This window comes from Streptomyces sp. NPDC001056 (assembly GCF_053598955.1).
This window is the reverse complement of sequence record NZ_JBSFLI010000029.1, coordinates 33,606-54,116: the sequence shown is the minus strand read 5'-3', so window position 1 is coordinate 54,116 and position 20,511 is coordinate 33,606. Positions and strand designations below refer to the sequence as shown.

At 71.4% G+C, this 20,511-nt stretch carries 18 protein-coding genes; 5 read left to right on the top strand and 13 right to left on the bottom strand.

Features of this window, described 5'->3' with window-relative positions; all coding sequences use genetic code 11:
• Positions 1-50: 50 nt before the first annotated feature.
• Positions 51-1,526, bottom strand: a complete 1,476-nt coding sequence (gene nsdA / locus ACWDD7_RS28665) for a transcriptional repressor NsdA (RefSeq protein ID WP_450459526.1) — start codon at positions 1,524-1,526, stop codon at positions 51-53.
• A gap of 492 nt (positions 1,527-2,018) precedes the next feature.
• Here nsdA and ACWDD7_RS28660 point away from each other — a divergent pair, with 492 nt between their 5' ends.
• The gene (locus ACWDD7_RS28660) at positions 2,019-2,681 is read left to right on the top strand and encodes a bifunctional DNA primase/polymerase (RefSeq protein ID WP_351867719.1); all 663 of its coding nucleotides are present in this window, start codon (positions 2,019-2,021) and stop codon (positions 2,679-2,681) included.
• A gap of 97 nt (positions 2,682-2,778) precedes the next feature.
• Here ACWDD7_RS28660 and ftsY read toward each other — a convergent pair whose 3' ends face one another.
• Positions 2,779-3,990: a signal recognition particle-docking protein FtsY gene (gene ftsY / locus ACWDD7_RS28655; protein ID WP_392214539.1), complete on the bottom strand. Its 1,212-nt coding sequence runs from the start codon at positions 3,988-3,990 to the stop codon at positions 2,779-2,781.
• A 171-nt stretch (positions 3,991-4,161) separates the two neighbouring features.
• Between ftsY and ACWDD7_RS28650 the strand changes: the two genes are divergently transcribed.
• Complete coding sequence (locus tag ACWDD7_RS28650) at positions 4,162-5,643, top strand: cytosine permease (RefSeq protein WP_450459525.1); 1,482 nt, start codon at positions 4,162-4,164, stop codon at positions 5,641-5,643.
• A gap of 214 nt (positions 5,644-5,857) precedes the next feature.
• Here the strand turns inward: ACWDD7_RS28650 and ACWDD7_RS28645 are convergent, their stop codons facing one another.
• Entirely contained in the window at positions 5,858-6,547 is a 690-nt protein-coding gene (locus ACWDD7_RS28645; RefSeq protein WP_351867728.1) for a TetR/AcrR family transcriptional regulator, read from the bottom strand.
• Positions 6,548-6,690: 143 nt separating this feature from the next.
• Here ACWDD7_RS28645 and ACWDD7_RS28640 point away from each other — a divergent pair, with 143 nt between their 5' ends.
• Positions 6,691-7,635: an alpha/beta hydrolase gene (locus ACWDD7_RS28640; RefSeq protein WP_450459524.1), complete on the top strand. Its 945-nt coding sequence runs from the start codon at positions 6,691-6,693 to the stop codon at positions 7,633-7,635.
• Between the two features lie 133 nt (positions 7,636-7,768).
• On the opposite strand, the gene ACWDD7_RS28635 is transcribed toward ACWDD7_RS28640, so the two are convergent.
• The 4 genes from ACWDD7_RS28635 to ACWDD7_RS28620 all read right to left on the bottom strand — a co-directional run bounded on the left by ACWDD7_RS28635 (position 7,769) and on the right by ACWDD7_RS28620 (position 14,112).
• Positions 7,769-9,187 (bottom strand): sugar porter family MFS transporter, encoded by a 1,419-nt coding sequence (locus tag ACWDD7_RS28635; protein WP_351877138.1) that lies wholly within the window; start codon positions 9,185-9,187, stop codon positions 7,769-7,771.
• Positions 9,188-9,436: 249 nt separating this feature from the next.
• Positions 9,437-13,006, bottom strand: a complete 3,570-nt coding sequence (gene smc, locus ACWDD7_RS28630; protein ID WP_450459523.1) for a chromosome segregation protein SMC — start codon at positions 13,004-13,006, stop codon at positions 9,437-9,439.
• A 248-nt stretch (positions 13,007-13,254) separates the two neighbouring features.
• On the bottom strand, positions 13,255-13,458 hold the full coding sequence (locus ACWDD7_RS28625) for a hypothetical protein (RefSeq protein WP_023546484.1): 204 nt from the start codon (positions 13,456-13,458) through the stop codon (positions 13,255-13,257).
• Positions 13,459-13,830: 372 nt separating this feature from the next.
• Positions 13,831-14,112, bottom strand: coding sequence for an acylphosphatase (locus tag ACWDD7_RS28620; protein ID WP_351877136.1), 282 nt, complete (start codon positions 14,110-14,112; stop codon positions 13,831-13,833).
• Between the two features lie 156 nt (positions 14,113-14,268).
• Here ACWDD7_RS28620 and ACWDD7_RS28615 point away from each other — a divergent pair, with 156 nt between their 5' ends.
• A complete protein-coding gene (locus tag ACWDD7_RS28615) occupies positions 14,269-15,471 on the top strand; it encodes a CAP domain-containing protein (RefSeq protein ID WP_450459522.1) in 1,203 nt (400 codons plus the stop codon).
• Positions 15,472-15,495: 24 nt separating this feature from the next.
• Here the strand turns inward: ACWDD7_RS28615 and ACWDD7_RS28610 are convergent, their stop codons facing one another.
• On the bottom strand, positions 15,496-16,080 hold the full coding sequence (locus ACWDD7_RS28610) for a flavodoxin family protein (protein ID WP_450459521.1): 585 nt from the start codon (positions 16,078-16,080) through the stop codon (positions 15,496-15,498).
• 104 nt (positions 16,081-16,184) lie between these two features.
• On the opposite strand from ACWDD7_RS28610, the gene ACWDD7_RS28605 reads away from it, so the two are divergent.
• Entirely contained in the window at positions 16,185-16,580 is a 396-nt protein-coding gene (locus tag ACWDD7_RS28605) for a winged helix-turn-helix transcriptional regulator (RefSeq protein WP_450459520.1), read from the top strand.
• Here ACWDD7_RS28605 and mutM read toward each other — a convergent pair.
• The 5 genes from mutM to ACWDD7_RS28580 all read right to left on the bottom strand — a co-directional run bounded on the left by mutM (position 16,553) and on the right by ACWDD7_RS28580 (position 20,454).
• Positions 16,553-17,413, bottom strand: coding sequence for a bifunctional DNA-formamidopyrimidine glycosylase/DNA-(apurinic or apyrimidinic site) lyase (mutM, locus tag ACWDD7_RS28600; RefSeq protein WP_450459519.1), 861 nt, complete (start codon positions 17,411-17,413; stop codon positions 16,553-16,555). The two genes, ACWDD7_RS28605 and mutM, sit on opposite strands and share 28 nt — an antisense overlap.
• Positions 17,414-17,496: 83 nt before the next feature.
• On the bottom strand, positions 17,497-18,315 hold the full coding sequence (rnc, locus tag ACWDD7_RS28595; protein WP_450459518.1) for a ribonuclease III: 819 nt from the start codon (positions 18,313-18,315) through the stop codon (positions 17,497-17,499).
• A 19-nt stretch (positions 18,316-18,334) separates the two neighbouring features.
• A complete protein-coding gene (gene rpmF, locus ACWDD7_RS28590; RefSeq protein ID WP_003951102.1) occupies positions 18,335-18,508 on the bottom strand; it encodes a 50S ribosomal protein L32 in 174 nt (57 codons plus the stop codon).
• 2 nt (positions 18,509-18,510) lie between these two features.
• Positions 18,511-19,155: a YceD family protein gene (locus ACWDD7_RS28585; RefSeq protein WP_450459517.1), complete on the bottom strand. Its 645-nt coding sequence runs from the start codon at positions 19,153-19,155 to the stop codon at positions 18,511-18,513.
• Positions 19,156-19,308: 153 nt separating this feature from the next.
• Complete coding sequence (locus ACWDD7_RS28580) at positions 19,309-20,454, bottom strand: cell division initiation protein (RefSeq protein WP_450459516.1); 1,146 nt, start codon at positions 20,452-20,454, stop codon at positions 19,309-19,311.
• Positions 20,455-20,511 lie beyond the last annotated feature (57 nt).

Sequence of the window (20,511 nt, the reverse complement as noted above, 5' to 3'; positions counted from 1 at the left end):
GCGGTTCGGGAGGTCCGGCCGCGGCCGGGGTTCGGGGGGTGGAGCCGGGGTCAGACGGCCTCGGACTCGGGAAGGTCGACGGCGAGCTGTTCGGCGAGGTCGACCACGGCACCGAGATCGCCGTGGTCGCGCACGGCCGTGCCGACCGTTTTTCGGATACGGGTGTTCACGCGCTCGGAGCGGACCTTCTTGGCCACGGTCATGGCCCGCGAGGCGAACGCGGTACCGGCCTCGGGCTCGCCCCGGAGCAGATGCACGGTGGCCATGCCGATCAGGTTGAGCGCATACGACCGCTGGTGCTCGCCGTCCTCGGCGAACAGGTCCACCGCCCGCCGCATCAGGGGCTCGGCGAGGGAGGCGTAGGCGGGGCTGCGGCCCGCACTGTAGGCGAGATCGCGGAACGAGTGGGAGTTCTCCGCGTACAGCTCGGCCTCGGAGAAGAAGCGGATCCAGTCGGGGTCCGGCTCGTCCCACTCGTCGGCCTCGGAGAAGGTGTCCTCGGCCATGCGCACCGCGCGCTTGGTCCGGCCGGGCTGGCCCATGTTGGCGTAGGCGCGGGCCTCCATCGCATACAGCATGGCCTGGGTGCGCGGCCCCGCGCAGTCGCGGCTGCCGTACTGGGCGAGGTGGATCAGCTCCAGGGCGTCGTCGGGCCGGCCGAGGTGGATCATCTGTCGGCTCATGCTGGAGAGGATGTACGAGCCGAGGGGCCGGTCCCCGGCCTCCTTGGCGGCGTGCAGCGCGAGCACGAAGTACTTCTGGGCGGTGGGCTGGAGTCCGACGTCGTACGACATCCAGCCGGCCAGTTCGGCCAGCTCGGCGGCGACCTTGAAGAGCTTGCGGGTGGTGGCCTCGGGCTGGGACTCCTGGAGCAGGTCGGTGACCTCGTGCAGCTGGCCGACGACCGCCTTGCGGCGCAGGCCGCCGCCGCACTGGGCGTCCCACTGGCGGAACATCCGGGTGGTCGACTCCAGCAGCTCCAGCTCCGGCCTGGACAGCCGGCCCGGTCGGCGGGAGTCGAGGGGGGACTCGGGGGCGGGCCCGGCCGGGGCGGCGGGGGTGGGCACGAGCCAGCGCTGCATGGGCTCGATCAGGGAGGGGCCCGCGGACAGCGCGAGGGAGGTGCCGAGGAAGCCGCGGCGGGCGAGCATCAGGTCGCTGCGGGAGAACTCGCCGAGCAGGGCGACGGCCTGGGGGCCGGTCCAGGGCAGGTCCACACCGGAGGCGGCGGGCGACGGGCGGGCGGCGCGCAGGCCCAGGTCCTCGATGGAGACCACACAGCCGAAGCGCTCGGAGAACAGCTCCGAGAGGATGCGCGGGATCGGCTCGCGCGGGTTCTCGCCGTCCAGCCAGCGGCGCACCCGGGAGGTGTCGGTGGAGATGTGGCTGGCACCCAACTGCCGTGCCCTGCGGTTCACTTGGCGGGCCAGCTCACCCTTGGACCACCCGCTGCGCACGAACCACGAGCCGAGCAGCTCATTGGGGCGCTTGTCAGCGTTTGTCCCGCTACCGCCATTGCCGCCCACTGGAACGCCCCCATCCCTGAGACCTCTTGCCGCCCGAGTGCGCCAAGCCCTATCAGAATGCCGGTAAATACGGCCCCGCGTCCCCGGGTTCTCAGCCTTCGAACGCTTTACCGAGCCGTCTCCGGGTCGGCCCCGAGACCGCCCCCGGATTGCCCCCGGCATAACCACGGGCGCATGTGCCCAAGGGTTCTGCACACTGACAGTAACCCCGTGATCACTGACTCAGCCACGCGGATCACAGAAACGCCACCATTCGCCACCCCTTCGAATGAACTCCCGCCCCGTCGCGCGCGATTCACTTGACACAGGACGAACGGAAGCGGGCGGAGTGATGCACAAAGGGGCGCGCGAATCCCGGTGCGCCACCCGACACGCTTCAAAGCGCCGTCTTGGCCCCATCACGGCGAGGGAAGGCGGAGCCGTAGCGTTACGTTCCGCTTCCGTCTCGTTCCGTGTCGTAACCACCGGCGCGCTGGACCCGTTGGAGGGGGCATGGGCTTCACGATCGGCGGCATTCGCGAGATCCGTTCCGGTACGCGCCGGCGTGGCCGGTCCGCGGAGTGCACCACCGTCGCCGAGTTCACCGGCCTGTGGGGCTGGGACGTGGTGCCGGGCGCGCGGGCCGCGGCGGGCGCCTGCTCCTGCGGGTACGAGGACTGCGCGGAACCGGGCGCGCACCCTCTGGACTTCGCGCCCGAGGTGCCGGCCGGGGCCACGCTGGACGACGTGGCCAAGGCGTGGGCGGAGTTCCCCGGGGCCTCGGTGCTGCTGCCGGTGGGCCGCGCCTTCGACGTCGTGGAGGTCTCCGAGTCGGCCGGGCGGCGCGCCCTGGTCCGCCTGGAGCGGATGGGTCTGCCGCTCGGTCCGGTGACCGTGACCCCCGCGGGCCGCGCCCACTTCTTCGTCGCCCCGGGCGCCGCCGCCGAGCTGCCCCGGCTGCTGTACCGCATGGGCTGGGACGACCCGCGTGCCCTGGACCTGCGCGGCCTCGGCTCCGGTACGTACATCACCGCGCCGCCCTCCGACCGGGGCGGCCTGGGCCCGGTGCGCTGGCTGCGCCCGCCCGCCCTCGACTCCGCGACCCGCCCCCCGGCGGCCCGGCTGCTGCTGGGGACGCTGGCGTATGTGGCGCACCGGTCGCGGGCGCGGGCGTAGGCCGCTTGGGGAAGGCGGCCGGGACAAGCGAAGTGCCCGTCCCCGACTGCACCTCGGGGCGGGCACTTCTTCGCGGTGGGCGGTGAGTCTCCTACGGTCAGTCTCCGATCAACGCGTCCACGAACGCCTCCGGCTCGAACGGCGCCAGGTCGTCCGCGCCCTCGCCGAGCCCGATCAGCTTGACCGGCACGCCCAGCTCGCGCTGGACCGCGACCACGATGCCGCCCTTGGCCGTACCGTCCAGCTTGGTCAGCACGATGCCGGTGATGTCCACGACCTCGGCGAACACCCGGGCCTGCACCAGACCGTTCTGCCCGGTGGTGGCGTCCAGGACCAGCAGGACCTCGTCCAGCGGCGCGTGCTTCTCGACCACGCGCTTGACCTTGCCCAGCTCGTCCATGAGTCCGGTCTTGGTGTGCAGCCGGCCGGCCGTGTCGATGAGGACGACGTCGACCCCCATCTCCTTGCCCTCCTTCACCGCGTCGAAGGCCACGGAGGCCGGGTCGCCGCCCTCCGGACCGCGCACGGTGTAGGCGCCGACCCGCTCGCCCCAGGTCTGCAACTGGTCGGCGGCGGCGGCGCGGAAGGTGTCGGCGGCGCCGAGCACCACGCTGCGGCCGTCGGCGACCAGCACGCGGGCGAGCTTGCCGGTGGTGGTGGTCTTGCCGGTGCCGTTGACACCGACGACCATCACGATGCCGGGCTTGCGGTCGGCCGGCTCGGTCTTCACGGTGCGGTCGACATCGGTGCCCACCAGCTTGAGCAGCTCCGCGCGCAGCAGGCCGCGCAGCTCCTCGGGGGTGCGGGTGCCGAGCACCTTGACGCGCTCGCGCAGGCCCTCGACCAGTTCCTGGGTGGGCTGCACACCGACGTCGGCGGTGATCAGGGTGTCCTCGATCTCCTCCCAGGTCTCGTCGTCCAGGTGCTCGCGCGAGAGCAGCGTGAGCAGGCCCTTGCCGAGAACGTTCTGGGAGCGGGACAGGCGGGAGCGGAGCCGGACCAGGCGGCCGGCGGTGGGCTCCGGGATCTCGATCTCGATCTCGGGAGCCTCGATGACGGGTGCGGGAGGCTCCTCTACGGCGACCGGGGGGCCGCCCGGGAGATCCACCTCCTCGATCGTCCGGCGCGCTTCGTCGCGCGGCGTCTCGGCCTCTTCGCCGACGTGCGGCTCGGCCGGGGGCGCGGTGATGTCGGGCGCCTTCGGGGGCGGCGGGGGCAGCGGCTTCCGGCGCCGGCTGCCCACGATCAGCCCGCCGATCGCGACGAGCACGACCACGGCGATGACTACAGCAAGGATGACTGTTTCCATAACGCGTCCAGTATCGGCCATGGGCCCCGCCGTGACCGGGCTTGTGACTTCCTCCGGGAGACAAACGCCACCTTTGCTGAGGAGTCGGAGCAAAGTACGATGGTCCGGGCTGCTTTGACGCGCGTAGAGTCCGACCGTCCCCCTCCCCCACCTCTAGGGCACCACTCCCCCATGAGCAAAACCGTCGAGACCGAAGGCGCTCTTGAGACCCGTGGCATCGAGCAGGTCCCGGATCACGAGCGCACCGGCCGGACCCGTGAGCTGTTCCCGACCTGGGTCGGCGCCAACATCAGCGTGCTGCTGCTGACGATGGGCGCGAGCCTCGTCGTGGCGTACCACCTGAACATCTGGCAGGCGCTGGTCGTCGCGGTGGCGGCGCCCGTCGTGTCGTACGGCCTGGTCGGGCTGATCGGCATCGCCGGCAAGCGGGGCGGGGCGCCGGGCATGGCGCTGTCGCGCGCGGTGTTCGGGCAGCGCGGCAATCTGCTGCCGGGTTCGCTGATCTGGATGGCCCGCTGGGGCTGGGAGACGATCAACGCGGTGACCGGCGCCTACGCCATGCTCACCATTTTGGACATCGTGTTCGGCATCGAGGCGAACAGCGTGCTGGACATGGTGACGCTGCTGGTGTTCGTCGTGGCGACGTTCGCGATCTCCGGGCTCGGCATCAACGCCGTGCAGAAGTGCAACAGGTACGCCACCTACTTCTTCGGCGTCTTCTCGGTCCTGGTCCTCGTGTACCTGGCGGTGCAGACGGACTGGGCGCGGGTGATGCACCACAGCGCCGGTTCCACGGCCGCGGTGATCACCGGCATCGGCATGATCGCGGCCGGCGGTGTCAGCTGGATCCCGACGGCGCCCGACTTCACGCGCTACCTGCCGCGCACGGCCTCCTCGAAGGCGATCGTGGGGACGGCGGTCGGCGGCGCCGGTGTGGTCGTGCTGCCGATGGTCCTGATGGGCGCGGTGATGGCGGTGTCCACGCCGGACCTGGCCTCGGCGACCGATCCGGTGTCCTTCCTCGGCAAGATCCTGCCGACGTGGATCGCTGTGCCGTACCTCTTCATCGCGCTGGTCGGCATGCTGCTGATCAACTCGATGTCGATGTACTCGGCGGGCTTCACCGCGCAGACCCTCGGCTTCCGGGTGCCGCGGCACTGGGCGGTCTCGGTCAACGCCGTGATCTCGCTGGTGTTCGGCGGGGTGCTGATGCTGGTGGCGACGAGCTTCATGGGCTCCTTCATCGCCTTCCTGTCCCTGCTGGCGGTCGCCTTCTCCGCGTGGGTGGGCGTGTTCGGCGTGGACATGCTGCGCCGCACCGGGTACGACGGCCGGGCCATGGCCGACACCACGCGCACCAGCGCCTACTGGTACAGGGGCGGCTTCTCTCCCGCCGCCGTGACCGCCTGGGCGGTCGGCCTGGTCTCGGGCCTGCTGTTCACCACCTCCGACTGGTTCACCGGCCCGCTGGCCACGAACAACCTCGTCGGCGAGTACGGCCTCGGGTGGGTGGCGACGATCGTGATCTCGGGCGTGCTGTACAGGGTGCTGCCGAAGCCGGGGACCGGAGCCCCGGCGGGTGAGCGCGAGGCCACCGGGCCCGCCGAGTCCGCCTCCGGCCTCACCGGCGAGCAGGCGACCGCCGCCGTCTGATCAGGGGTTCGGCGGCCGCTCCCGTGCGGGGTGGCACCGGCCGGATCCTTGGTCCTTCGCGTCGACGCCGTCCGGGCAGCGGCGGTGCCGGACGAGCCCGCACGGGCCCTCGGGGTCGTGCCGGAGCCCGACGCGACCCCGGCCGCCGGGTCCTGTGCGTACGGCGTTCATCCCCTGGCCCGACTCCGCGCCCACCGCGACGATCGACGTCACGTCACTCCCCGTCCCCCTCCGGTGCGTCGCGCCGGAGGGGGATTCGGCGTGCCTCGATCCGGTCGAGCTGGGCTGCGAGGATCTCCTCGAACGCGGCGCGGCGGTCGACGCCGAGGGGGCGGATGTCCCGGGCGAAGTGGGCGAGGGCGGGGAAGCGCTCGGGGTCGGCGCCGAGGACGGCGACGCGGAAGTGCTCCATGCCCTGCTCGTGCTCCTGCGGCGAGACGGCGTTCATCCCGGCCTCGGAGGAGATCAGCGCGGCGAGGAGGATCACGATGCGGTGGTAGCGGGCCGGGATCTCCTCGTCGGGCAGGCCCGAGGCGCGGAGCGCCTGGAGGATCTCCTCCATGACCATCCGGGAGCCGGTGCCGCTGGACGCGTAACGCCCCCAGATCGTGGCCAGTTGGGGCTGCCGGCCGAACGCCTCGCGCAGGCGCAGCGCCAGGGCGGTGATGCGCTGCCTCCAGTCGCCCTCGGGACGATGGCCCTCCATGGCGGCCAGCAGAATCCGGTCGGCGACCTCGCGCAGCAGTTCCGTCTTGTTGCGGAAGTGCCGGTAGAGGCTGGAGGAGTCGGTGCCGAGCACCGCGGCGAGCCCCCGCACGCTGAACGACTCCGCGTCGCTCGTGCGCAGCAGTTCCGCCGCCGCGTCCAGGATCTCCTCGGTCGACCAGCGCCTTCGGCCTGCCATCTCGCCCCTCTCGTCGGGCCTCACTCTAGCCGTGCACTTGTCGTTGCACGCACCGCGTGCATAATGAGGGCGCATACCTTCCCGGGAGTCCGCACGACCACCACGACGCGCCCCGCAGCCGTTCGGGGCAGGGAGAAGGAGACATGAGCGAGGCCGTCGCCGCCTTACGACCGCCTGAGCCGGACTGGTCCACGATCACGGCCGAGGAACTCATCGCCTACCGCGACGCGGAAAACCGCTTCCGCGCATCCGCCGCGGCACGGGTGATGACCGGGCAGCCGGATCCCGGCGCCGTCATCGACTGGCGGGAGGTGGCGCTGCCGGGCCGCGACCTCCCGGTACGGGTGCACCGCCCCGCCGCCGGAGCCGGAGCCGCCCTTCCGCTCGTCCTGCATGTGCACGGCGGCGGGTTCGTCGGTACGGCGGTGCAGTGCGACTGGGTCACCAGTCATCTCGCCGCCCGACTGCCCGCCGTCGTCGTCTCGGTGGAGCACCGGCTGCTCGCCCCGGGCACCCCGCTGACGGACGCCGCCGACGACGGCTGGGACGTGCTCCGGCATGTCGTGGGCCATGCCGCGCGATGGGGCGTCGACCCGGCCAGGACGGCGGTGTTCGGCGAGAGCTGCGGCGCGCTGATCTGCGCGCTCGCGGCGCTCAGGGCCAGGGAGACCGGCCCGGACCTCAGGGCGCAGGTGCTGGTCAACCCGGCCACCGACGTGACCGGCTCCATGCTCGACCACCCCTCGGTCGCCGAGCACGGACAGGGCCCGGCCCTCTCCGCCCCCCAGCTGCGCTTCTTCCGGCGACTCGCCGTCCCCCCGGGGACCGACGCCCGCGCCCTCTCCCCCCTCTACGCCGACGACCTCTCGGGACTGCCCCCGGCCCTCGTGGTGCTACCGACCCACGACCCGATCGCCGACCACGGCCGCCGCTACACCGAACGCCTGCTCGCCGCCGGAACCGTCGCCCGCCTCACCGAACACCCCGGCGCCCGGCACGGTTTCCTCAGCCTGCCGGGCCTGGAACGACAGGCCGCTGCCGCCCGGACGGAGATCCTGGAGTTCCTGCGCGCCGCGCTCGCCGGGTGAGGCGCGGGACGGAAAAGCCCTCGCCCCCGGTCCGGGCAGTGGCCGGACCGGGGGCGAGGGGAGGTGCGAGGAGAGGGGCAGCGGGGTCTGAAGGCCCTTCTCCTCGGGATCGGGGTGCCTCGGGGTACGAGGCTCAGCCCATCTCCTCCAGTGCCTTGCCCTTCGTCTCCTTGACGAACTTCAGGACGAACGGGATGGAGAGGGCGGCGAACACCGTGTAGATGACGTACGTGCCGGACAGGTTCCAGTCGGCCAGCGACGGGAAGCTCGCGGTGATCGCCCAGTTGGCGATCCACTGCGCGGCGGCGGCCACACCCAGCGCGGCGGCGCGGATCTTGTTCGGGAACATCTCGCCGAGCATGACCCAGACGACCACACCCCACGACAGGGCGAAGAAGAGGACGAAGATGTGCGCCGCGATCAGGGCGACCCAGCCCTGCGTGGCGGGCAGCTTGCCGTCGACCAGGTGGTACGAGAACGCCCAGGCCTCCAGCGCCAGGCCGACGGCCATACCGATCGAACCGATGAGCGCGAGCGGCTTGCGGCCGATGCGGTCCACGAAGATCATCGCGATCACGGTGCCGACGATGTTGATGATGGACGTGGTGAAGGAGTAGAAGAACGAGTCCGTCGGGTCGACACCGACCGACTGCCACAGCGTCGAGGAGTAGTAGAACGCGACGTTGATGCCGACGAACTGCTGGAAGACCGACAGGCCGATGCCCACCCAGACGATCGGCTTGAAGAAGAAGCCGCCGCCCAGCAGGTCCTTGAAGCTGGAGCGGTGCTCGCTCTTCATGGCGTGCTCGATGTCGGCGACGCGCTTGTCCAGGTCGGTGCCCTTGCCCTCGACCTCGGCCAGGATCTCCTTGGCGCGCTCACGCTTGCCGATGGACAGCAGGAAGCGCGGGGACTCCGGGATGGCGAAGGACAGCATGCCGTAGAGGACGGCCGGGACCACCATGACGCCGAGCATGACCTGCCAGGCCTCCAGGCCCATCAGGTGACCGCGCTGGTTGCCGCCGGCGGCGTTCAGCAGGCCCCAGTTGACCAGCTGGGAGATGGCGATGCCGACGACGATCGCGGCCTGCTGGAAGGAGCCGAGCCGGCCTCGGTAGGCGGGCGGGGCGACCTCGGCGATGTAGGCGGGGCCGATCACCGAGGCCATGCCGATGGCGAAGCCGCCGACGATGCGCCAGAAGGCGAGGTCCCACAGCGCGAACGGCAGCGCGGAGCCGACGGCACTGATGGTGAACAGCACGGCCGCGATCTGCATACAGCGGATACGGCCGATCCGGTCGGCTATCCGGCCCGCGGTGGCGGCACCGATGGCACAGCCGATCAGGGCGATGGCGATGACCTGCGCGAGCCCGGCGGAGCCGATGTCGTAGCGGTCACGGATGGCCTCCACAGCGCCGTTGATGACGGAGCTGTCGTAGCCGAAGAGGAAGCCGCCCATGGCCGCGGCAGCGGCGATGAAGATGACATGCCCGAGATGTTCGGGATGAGCCGTGCCGGCTCCTGACTGAGGTGCCTGCGCTGTGCTGGTCACGTGAAACTCCTCGGGCCACGGCAACGCTGCCGGGTGGGGGGCGAGCCCTTCCAGGTCTCCAGTGGCGCATACGTTTGCACCACTTACACCTGAAGGTAAAAGCAACGTTGCAGAGACTATGCCTTCAAGTTTCGAAGTCAATAGGTCGAATGATGTGAGTTAGAAGATACGGCCCCCCTCTCCGTGTTCAAGAAGTGAACAGGGAGTGGGATGGTCTCGGTCGATGGACTCAGTGGATCTTGAAAGAGGTCACCGCAGGCGCTGCGAGATGACCTTCGACACACCGTCGCCCTGCATCGAGACGCCGTACAACGCGTCGGCGACCTCCATCGTGCGCTTCTGGTGCGTGATCACGATCAGCTGCGAGGACTCCTGGAGCTCCTGCATGATCCGGATCAGCCGCTGGAGGTTGGTGTCGTCCAGGGCCGCCTCGACCTCGTCCATGACATAGAAGGGACTCGGCCGGGCCTTGAAGATCGACACCAGCAGCGCGACGGCCGTCAGCGACCGTTCGCCGCCCGAGAGCAGGGACAGCCGCTTGACCTTCTTGCCCGGCGGCCGCGCCTCGACATCGACGCCCGTGGTGAGCATGTTGTCCGGGTCGGTGAGCACGAGACGGCCCTCGCCGCCCGGGAACAGCCGGCCGAAGACGCCCTCGAACTCGCGCGCGGTGTCCCGGTAGGCCTCGGTGAAGACCTGTTCGACCCGTTCGTCGACCTCCTTCACCACCTGGAGCAGATCGGCGCGGGTCTTCTTCAGGTCCTCCAGCTGCTCGCTGAGGAACTTGTGCCGCTCCTCCAGCGCCGCGAACTCCTCCAGGGCCAGCGGGTTGACCTTGCCGAGCTGCTGGTACGCCCGCTCGGCCGCCTTGAGCCGCTTCTCCTGCTCGGCCCGCACGAAGGGGCGCGGCTGGTTACGGGGATGATCCGGGTCCTCCGGCAGCGTCTCGCCGTCGGCGGGGGGCGAGGGCGGCACGGGCTGGTGCGGCCCGTACTCCGTCTCCAGCCCCGCCGGTTCGACACCCAGCTCCTCCAGCGCCCTGGTCTCCAGCTGCTCGATCCGCAGCCGCTTCTCCGCGCCGAGTACCTCGCCGCGGTGCACCGAATCCGTCAACTTGTCGAGTTCCGACTTCAGTTCACGTCCCGTGGTGCGGGCGGCGGTCAGCTCCTGCTCGCGCCGCGCCTTGGCGGCCTCGGCGGCGGTGCGCTCCCGGTCGGCGCGGGCGAGGGAGACCTCGACGTGCGCGAGCAGCTGGCGGGCGCCGTCGGCCACGGCCCGTGCGACGGCCGCCTCGTGCCGCAGCCGGGCCCGGCGCTGCTCGGCGCGCGCCCGTGCCTCGCGCTCCGCGCGGGCGGCCCGGTCCAGGGAGTCGGCCCGTCCCGCGAGTCCCTTGACCCGCTCCTCGTGGGTACGGACCTGGAGGCGGGCCTCCATCTCGGTCTGGCGCGCGTTGGCGCCGTCGGCGGAGAGCCGGTCGCGCACCGAGGTGTCCGGCTCCTCCTCCACCGGCATCTCCTCGGCGACCGCGAGCCGCTCCGCGAGTTCCTCGGCCTCCTGTGCGGCCTTGTCCAGCGCGTCCTGCGCCCGCGCCGCGGCGGCGGCGGACCGCTCGGCCTCACCGGCCGCGCCGCGCGCCTGGCCGGCGAGGCGCCCGAGTTGCTGGGCGACGGAGGACTTCTCCCGGTCGGAGGCCCGGCGCCGCTCCCCGATCTCCTCCACGAGAGCGGCGGCCTCGGTACGGCGTTCGGCCGCGGCGTGCTGCCGCTCGGCCAGCTCCGTACAGCGGACCGAAAGCTCCTCCAGTTCCGCGGCGGCCTCGTCCACGGAGGCCTGTACCTCCAGCAGGCTGGGGGCGCCGGCCGAGCCGCCGTGGGCGAAGTGGGCGCCCAGGAGGTCGCCTTCCGCGGTGACGGCGGTGAGGCCGGGGTGGGCGTGCACCAGGTCCTCGGCGGCTTCCAGGGTGTCCACCACGACGATGCCGTGCAGGAGCCTGCGGATGGCGGGCATCAGGTCGGCCGGGGCGCGCACCAGGGTCTCGGCGAGGAGATGGTGTCCGGCGGGTGCGGGGGCTTCGGGACCGGTCGCACGGTTCGCCTCCGGTGCCCCGGTGAGGATCAGGGCCGCCCTGCCCCCGTCCTGCTTGCGCAGGAGGCGGATGGCCTCCGCGGCCGAGGCGGGGTTCGCCACGGCGACGGCGTCGGCGGCGGCTCCGAAGGCGGCGGCCAGGGGGATCTCGTAGCCCGGGGTGATGGTCAGGAGTTCGGCCGCCGGACCCAGCAGGCCGGTGAGGTGGGCCTTGGAGTCGAGCAGTATGCCGGTGCCGTCCTTGCGGCGCAGGCCCAGGGCCAGCGCTTCGCGGCGGGCCTGGGTGGCGGCGCGGTGGCGCTCGGCGGCGGTGGCGGCCTCGCGGGCCGTGCTCAGGGCGGCCTCGGCGTCGGCCAGCCGCCGTTTCGCGGCCTCGTGGCGTTCGGCCAGGTCGGCGTCGGCGGCGTCGAGTCCGTCGACCTCGGCCTTGAGGGCCTCGTACTCCTCCTGGGCGCGCACCGCGCGATCCTGGGCCTCGTCGCGGGCCGCGGCCAGCCGGTCGATCTCGGCCTGGGCGGCGGCGGCGCGCGAACGGGCCGCGCCCACCTGGCCGTTCAGCCGGGCCAGACCCTCGCGGCGGTCGGCGATGGCGCGGGCCACGTCCTTGAGCCGGCGTTCCTCGACGGCCAGTGCCCGCTCCAGTTCCGCGCGGTGGGCGACCGTGTCGTCCAGGGCGTGCCGGGCCGCTTCCAGGGCGGCCTCCAGTTCGGCCTCCTGCTCGCGGACGCGGGCGGCCTCGCGCTCCAGGTCCTCGGGGTCGCGCCCCCGGCGTTCCTCGGGCGGCGCGGAGGTTGCGCTCTTGACCCGGGCGTCGGCCAGCGAGACGGTGCCGCGCACCCGCTCGGCCAGCTGGGACAGCTCGTACCAGGTCTGCTGGGCGCGCTGGAGGCGGGGGGTGAGCTGCCGTACCTCGTCCTCCAGGAGGGACTCACGGTGCAGGGCCTTCCTCAGCTCCTGCTCGGCGGTCTCCTTGCGCTCCTTGAGGGCGGCCTCGTCGGCGATCTCGGCGCTGAGCGCCCGGCGCAGCCGTACGAGGTCGTCGGCGAGCAGCCTGAGACGGGCGTCGCGCAGGTCGGCCTGGATGACGGCGGCCCGGCGCGCGACCGCGGCCTGGCGGCCCAGCGGTTTGAGCTGGCGGCGCAGTTCGTCGGTGAGGTCCTGGACGCGGGCGAGGTTGGCCTGCATCGCGTCCAGTTTGCGCAGCGCCTTCTCCTTGCGCCTGCGGTGCTTGAGGACGCCGGCCGCCTCCTCGATGAAGGCGCGGCGGCCCATGGGGTCGGCGTGCAGCACCGAGTCGAGCTGGCCCTGGCCGACGATGACGTGCATCTCGCGGCCGATGCCGGAGTCGGAGAGCAGTTCCTGGATGTCGAGGAGGCGGCAGGTGTCGCCGTTGATCTGGTACTCGCTGCCGCCGTTGCGGAACATGATCCGCGTGATGGTGACCTCGGCGTACTCGATGGGCAGCGCGCCGTCGGAGTTGTCGATGGTCAGGGACACCTCGGCGCGGCCCAGCGGGGGACGCCCGGTGGTGCCGGCGAAGATGACGTCCTCCATCTTGCCGCCGCGCAGCGACTTGGCGCCCTGCTCGCCCATGACCCAGCTCAGCGCGTCCACCACATTGGACTTGCCCGAGCCGTTCGGCCCGACGACGCACGTGATCCCGGGTTCGAACCGCAGCGTCGTCGCCGAGGCGAACGACTTGAAGCCGCGCAGGGTCAGGGCCTTGAGGTGCACGCCGCTGGACTCTACCGGCCGCCGCTGTCTCACTCCATGAACCGTCGCAGCCGCGCGGTTTCACCGGACGACATGCAGGGCACACCAGATGTTGAAGAAGATGAAAGGATGCGCGGGGGAAGAAAGAAGGGACGCCGAAGCGTCCCTTGCCATTCTGGTGGACGGCCTCGGATGCCGGTCGTCCGAACTGCTGTAGCGGTTGATACGGGCTGCCCGACCACTGCTGCTGTCGTGGAGCGATGCAGCGATCAGGTGAGCGCAGGCTCCGCCTGGTGTGCGTCGATGCTCTCCATGATCCTGTCCTGAGACGCGGCAGCCGTCAGCGCGTCGTTCTCCGCCTGGATCCTGACCAGCTCGGACTCCAGGTCCTGGACGCGCTGCTGCAGCCGTCGCATCTCGGCGAGGAGTCGAGGGTCGGAGCCGCCGACGTAACCGAGAAGCGCCTTTGCCATGATGGATGGTCCTCCACACTGAGTGACCGACCGATGCGGTGTGGGTCGTGAGGGATTCGCACCCGCGGTGCTTGGCACATCCGAGTGTTGCTCTGCTGTTGCTCCATGCCAAACAGCTAGGGTGCGCGGGGCTTTCAGCGTCTCACCAAAAAGTTTGACGGTCAACACGATCACACCCCGTATTGGTGGGCGGACCGGGGCGCGCGGCCGGGAAACGCGGCGACGCAGCGAGTCGTCCAGGCCCTGGGGGCGCAGCGATCAGCTGTACCGCGGAGCCTGCCATGCCACACCCTTCTTGGCAACCACCAGGCGATTTCCGCTCCGGACCCCCGTGACGCGCGGCGTCGGGACCCGGGGTGCGGCGGCTCCGGCTCAGCGGACCGCGAAGCCGTCGTAGCCGCCGCGAGGTGTGTCCCAGATCTCGGTGACGCCGTCCACGCGGCCGGGCGTGTCGTCGCCTGTGAGCCAGTCCAGCAGCCCCTCGCAGCCCTCGCGCGCGCCCTCGGCGACGACCTGGACCCGGCCGTCCGCCAAATTGAGAGCAAAACCACTCAGGCCGCCGATCTCCAGCGCCTTGGCACGGGTGAACCAGCGAAATCCCACGCCCTGTACGTGTCCACGCACCCAGGCGACCAGTCGAACATCCTCGCTCATGGGTGCAACCTAACCGGCCGGTGTCGTTCGGGACACATCGCCTCCGAAGGGCATGAGGTACCGTCCGCACGCGGGTGCCTTCCAGACAAAACCACTCGATCGAGTGGGTCGGGTCGGCCAGAAGCACCAAGGAAGTACGAGGAAGAGGGCAAGGGAATGGGACGCCACCGACGCTCGGACGCCGGCCGCGCCGCGGACGGCGACGACCCGCGCGCCTCCGCCGCCGGGAGCGACGATTCGCCGTCCGCGTCCACGGCGCCGATACCGATGGGCACCGCGCCCTATCTGAACCCGGAGGCGTACGCGGCGGCGAAGGCCAAGGCGGACGCGTACCTCTTCGCGGCCGAGCCGGGGGAGCCGGGGGAGCCGTTCACGACCGACGCGGCGGGCGCGGACGCGGGCCCGGGTGCGGCCGGCGGTTCCGCCGCTTCCGGGGACCCCGGCGAGAACCCCTCCCGCGGTCCGCGGCAGAAGCAGGCCGGGCGGGCGGTGAGCATGACCCTGCTCGGGCTGTCCGTGGCCGTCGCCCTGGGCACCGCCGCGGTGGCCGCGGGCGTGGTCCCGGGCTTCCAGGGCTACCGGCTCGGCGACAACACCCACGCGACCGGCGACGACCGGGTCCGGGTGGCGGGCTCCCCCAGCGACACGGCCGGCACCCAGGGCGGCAGGTCCGGCAGTGCCGGCGACATCGGCGGCACGGCGCCGGGACAGGGCACCGTACGGCCCTCCTCCCCCGCCGCCCCGACGGCGTCCTCCTCGCCGACCTCCGTGAAGTCCCCCTCGGCCGCCACGTCGTCGGTCGCCTCGGGGCGGCCGACCGCGTCGGCCTCCTCCGCGAAGCCCACCACCGCCGAGAGCGCCCCGGCGGTCCCGGCGCCCAAGCCCTCGCCCACCAGGGCGAAGCCCGGCCCGGCCCCTCGTACGAGTCCCACGGCGACCAAGGCGCCCGCGCCGACCGCTCCGCCCGTGACGGTCTCCGCGCAGGCCGCCGCCGAGGCCCAGGTGCTGAAGCTGGTCAACGACGAGCGGGCCAAGGCGGGCTGCAGCGCGCTGTCGGCGAACTCCGCGCTGACGAACCTGGCCGGGTCGTTCAGCGACGACATGGCGGCGCGGGGGTTCTTCTCGGACACCGACCCGGACGGCAGGTCGCCGTGGGACCGGGCGGCGTCGGCCGGCGTCACCGGGCTCGGCGCGGAGAACATCGCCCGCGGCCCGGCCGACCCGGCGGCCGTGGTGAAGGCCTGGATGGACAGCCCCGAGCACCGCGCCAACATCCTGAACTGCGGTTTCAACAGCCTCGGCGTCGGCGTCCACTTCGGCGCGGGCGGGCCGTGGTGGACCGAGGAGTTCGGCGCCTGAGCCGAACCCCTCCACCCGGCGGCGTCACGCGGCGGCACGCCCCCGCGCGAACGTCCGCGCGGCCTGGGTCACCCGGCGCCCGAGGTGCTCGGCCGTGGCGATGTCCGCCTTGTGCACACCCTCCGGACCCTGGTCGGTGTCGGTCTGGGCGGCGGCGCCGGCGAAGAAGCCGAGCCGGTTGAGGTCGTTCTCCGAGGCGGTGCTGCTGTTCCAGCCCGGGAGCAGGCCGAGGTTGACCCAGTGCATGCCGTGCTGAGCGGCGAGCGTCTGGAAGAACTGGAGCGTGTGCAGCTTGTCGCCGCTCTTGGAGCCCGAGTTGGTGAACCCGGCGGCCAGCTTGTCCTGCCAGTCCTGGCCGGCCCAGCGCGAGGAGGTCGCCTCACCGAAGACGTGGAAGGCGCCGGAGGCGGTGCCCATGTAGGTGGGCGAGCCGAAGACGATCGCGTCGGAGCGGTCCAGTATCCGCCACTGCTCCTCGGTGATCTCGTCGACCTTGATCAGGTGCACCTCGGCACCCGCCTCGGCGGCACCGGCGCGGACGGCCTCGGCAAGGACGGCGGTGTGACCGTAGCCGGAGTGGTAGGCGATGGAAAGAACGGGGGCGGTCATGACTCTCCTCGAAAGGGCAGCTCAATAGCGATGAACAAAGGAAAGCACTAACCAGAAGTTAGCGCAACCTCCTTGTTAGCGCTGCATGGGCGTACCCTTGCTCCATGACCGCCTGTCCCCAGGAGCCCGACGAGCTCGCGTACAACGTCTTCGCCAAGGCCTGTCCCTCCCGCGGCACCCTTGAGCACGTCACGGGCCGCTGGGGCGCGCTGACCCTCGGCGCGCTGCACGAGGGCTCGCTGCGCTTCAACGAGTTGCGCCGCCGCGTCGACGGGGTGAGCGAGAAGATGCTCTCCCAGACCCTGCACGCGCTGGAGCGGGACGGCCTGGTGCACCGCGAGGCCCAGCCGACCAACCCGCCCCGCGTCGACTACGAGCTGACCCCGCTCGGCCGCGACGTCGCCGGACGCCTCCTCGCACTCATCCAGTGCGTGGAGGGCGCCATGGACGACGTGCTGGCCGCCCGCGAGCGTTACGACGGGACGCGCGGCGCCCGCTGACACTTCGGGCAGAAGTAGCTGGAACGGTTCATCCACGGGCGGCGCCGGATGGGGGTACCGCAGCGGCGGCAGGGTTCGCCCTCGCGGCCGTAGGCGTCCAGCGAACGGTCGAAGTAGCCCGACTCTCCGTTGACGTTGACGTAGAGGCTGTCGAAGCTGGTGCCGCCGACGGCGAGGGCCGCGTTCATCACATCCCTGACGTGGCCGAGGAGTTCGGCCGTGACCGGGCGGGTGAAGTTCGCGGTCGGGCGCTCGTAGTGGACGCGGGCGCGCCAAAGGGCCTCGTCCGCGTAGATGTTGCCGACACCGCTGATCAACGACTGGTCCAGCAGGGCCCGTTTGACGGTCGTGCGCTTACGGCGCAGCGCCTGGTGGAAGGCGTCGTCGTCGAACAGCTCGTCGAGGGGGTCGCGGGCGATGTGCGCGATGACGTCCGGCAGGCCGTCGGGCGTGTTGTCGTGCAACGACAGTCCGCCGAAGGTGCGTTGGTCCACGAACCGCAGCTCGGTGCCGAGCGAGTCGGCGAACCGGATCCGGATGCGCAGGTGCTTCTCGTCCGCCGCCTCATGCGGCTGCACCAGCAGCTGCCCGCTCATCCCGAGGTGGGCGAGCACCGACTGGTTGGTCTCCTCCAGCGGCAGCCACAGGTACTTGCCACGCCGGCTGGGGTCGCCGATGTGATGCCCCTTGAGCCGCTGCGCGAAGTCCTCGCCCCCGGCCACATGCCGGCGTACGGCGCGCGGGTGCAGCACCTCGGTCTCGGCGACGGTGCGATGGGCCACCCACCGCGCCAACCCCCGCCGGACGACCTCGACCTCGGGCAACTCGGGCATCGGGACCCCCGTGAAAAGGCACTGGATGAAACGAGCGCCCGCCCCGTCCGTAACGGTGGGGCGGGCGCTCGGTGAAACTGCTGTCAGGCGGTGGCGGACGACGTGTCGTCGTCCTTGGCGGCTTGCGCGACGGCCTGCTTGGCCTCCGCCGCCACCGTGGCGCGCTCGTCCGCGGCGGCCTTGATGGCACACCAGGCGGACTCGGCGGCCTGCTGCTCCGCCTCCTTCTTGCTGCGGCCGGTGCCGGTGCCGTACGAGACGCCTCCGACGCGGGCGGCAGCAGTGAAGGTCTTCTCGTGGTCGGGGCCGGTCTCCGTGACCAGGTACTCGGGCACGCCGAGCCCCTCGATCGCGGTCAGCTCCTGGAGCGACGTCTTCCAGTCCAGGCCGGCGCCCAGGTTGGAGGACTTCTCGATCAGCGGGTCGAAGAGCCGGTGCACCAGCTCGGACGCCGCGTCGAGGCCCTGGTCGAGATAGACCGCGCCGATCACCGCTTCAAGGGTGTCGGCGAGGATGGACGCCTTGTCCCGGCCACCCGTGCCCTCTTCACCCCGGCCGAGCCGGATGAAGGCGCCCAGGTCGAGGCCGCGCCCCACCTCCGCCAGCGCACGCGAGTTGACCACCGCGGCCCGCAACTTGGCCAGCTGGCCCTCGGGCAGGTCGGGGTGGGTGCGGTACAGCGTGTCCGTGACGACGAGGCCGAGCACGGAGTCCCCGAGGAACTCCAGCCGCTCGTTCGTCGGCAGACCGCCGTTCTCGTACGCGTAGGAACGGTGGGTGAGCGCACGCACCAGAAGGGCGGACTCGACCTGGTAGCCGAGCCGCCCTTCCAGAACTGTGTGGGACGAGGCCTGCGGACTACCCCCGCGCTGGCGGGGACTAGCGGCTTTCGCGTCTGTCATCGGGCCTCTCACCAACCGCTCAGACTTCGAGGACCTGGCGCTTGTTGTAGGTGCCGCAAGACGGGCACGCGATGTGCTGCTGCTTGGGCTCGTGGCAGCGCTCGCACGCAACCAGGGTGGGGACCGCAGCCTTCCACTGCGACCGGCGGTGGCGCGTGTTGCTGCGCGACATCTTCCGCTTCGGAACAGCCACGGCTACTTCTCCTGCTTCTCGTCGACGCCCGCTTCGGCGCCGCTCATCTCGTCCTTCTCGCCGTCCGACATGGTGCCGGCGAGTCCCTGCAAAGCCGCCCAACGGATGTCGACGGCGTCATGGTGGTGGTCCGGGTCGTCCGCGAGCCGGGCTCCGCACTCGGAGCACAGGCCCGGGCAGTCTTCCTGGCACACCGGCTGCATCGGCAGTGCGAGCACCACCGCATCACGCAGCACAGGTTCGAGGTCGATCAGACCGTCCTCGATGAAGAGCCTGTCCTCGTCGTCCTCGGCGTCGTCGCCCGGTTCCGCGATCACGCGGCCCCGGTCGTCGGCGTCAGGGTACGAGAACAGCTCCTGGAAGTCCGCTTCGAGCTCCAGCTCGACCGGCTCCAGACACCTTACGCACTCCCCCTTGGCCGTTGCACGGGCGGTGCCTGTGACAAGCGCACCTTCCATGACCGACTCAAGCCGGAGTCCGAGTTCCATCGGGGCGCCTTCCGGCACCTCGACCACTCCCTGGATGCCGAGATCCCTGGGGGCGTCGATCTCGCGGGTCAGGCGCTGCAGCGCACCAGGACGCCGACCCAGCTCGTGAGTGTCGAACACGAGGGGGTTGCGGTGGTCGAGGCGGGCGTTGGAAGCCATTCCTGCTTTCGATCTACAAACTCGAAGGGACGCCGCCCGACGGTGTTTCCGGGCAGCGGCGATCGCGGACGGCTCCGTACTCAAAGCGTCAGGGCACGCGCGACCGAAGAGCCAGGATACTGGACCTTGCGCTCAGGGCCCAATCCGGGTCGGTCAGCGGGAACCGCGGCCCTGCTCGTAGGCCCGCAGCTGCTCCGCGCTGATCATGCTGGTGTCGAAGAGGCTGGTCTCGTCCAGAGCGTAGTCCTGCTGCGACGAGGGCTGCTGCGACGCCTGGGGCAGCTGTTGCCGCTGGGGGTCGTAGGCGGGCTGTTGGGGGTAGCCGCCCTGGTAACCGTAGGGATCGGCCTGCTGGTACCCGTACGGGTCCTGCTGGCCGTAGGCGGTCTGCTGCGGGAAGCCCGGGTAGGCGGCCTGCTGCTGGTCGTAGGCGCCGTAGGCGGGCTGCGGCTCGTACGCGGGCTGCTCGGGGCCGGGGTCGTACGACGGCTGCTCGGGCTGCGGGTCGTACGGGGGCTGCTCGGGCCGGGGCTCGTACGACGGCGGGTCCGCCTGCCGGCGCTGGGGCTCGGCCGGGGCGTCCGCGAGGGCGGCCAGGTCGGCGAGGTAGTCGGCGTCGCTGGAGTGCTGGAAGGTCGTGGTGTCGTCGGCGAGGGCGCCGAGGTCGTCGGTGGCGATCCGGCCGTGCAGTTTCTGCCGGCCGCGGCCGACCGCCTCCAGGGTCTTGGCGAGCACCGCCTCGAAGGCGCCCAGCTTGGTGTCCACGTACGCGTCGGCGTTGTGCCGCAGGGTCTCGGGGTCCAGGCTCCGCTCGGGGGCGTCCTCGTCCTCGTAGCCGTTCTCGTCCAGGCCGGAGCCGGTGCCGAGGAGCTTCTCGCGGCCGCGGCCGACCGAGCCGAGGGTCTTGGTGAGGACGACCTCGAAGTTGGCCAGCTTGGAGTCGACGTAGTCGTCGGCCTCGGCGCGGACCTCCTCGGCCTCCTGGCGGGCCTCGGCGAGGATCCGGTCGGCCTCGGCCTGGGAGCGGCGGGCGATCTCGGTGCCGGAGACCAGCGAGCCGCGCTCGGCGTGCGCGGTCTCGATGATCCGCTCGGCCTCCTGGCGGGCCTGCTCGACCATCTGCTCCCGGTCGCCGATCAGCTCCTGCGCCTGCGCGAGGGAGCCGGGCAGCGCCTGGCGCACCTCTTCCAGCATCGCGAGCAGCTCGGCGCGATTGATCACGCAGGACGCCGACATGGGCATGGCCCGTGCGCCGGCGACCGCGGAGACGATCTCGTCGAGCTTCTTCTGCACGTCCACCTGTGCTCGCCACTTCCTACAGCCGGATCGGAGACGGACGGGACGACTGTAGTCCCA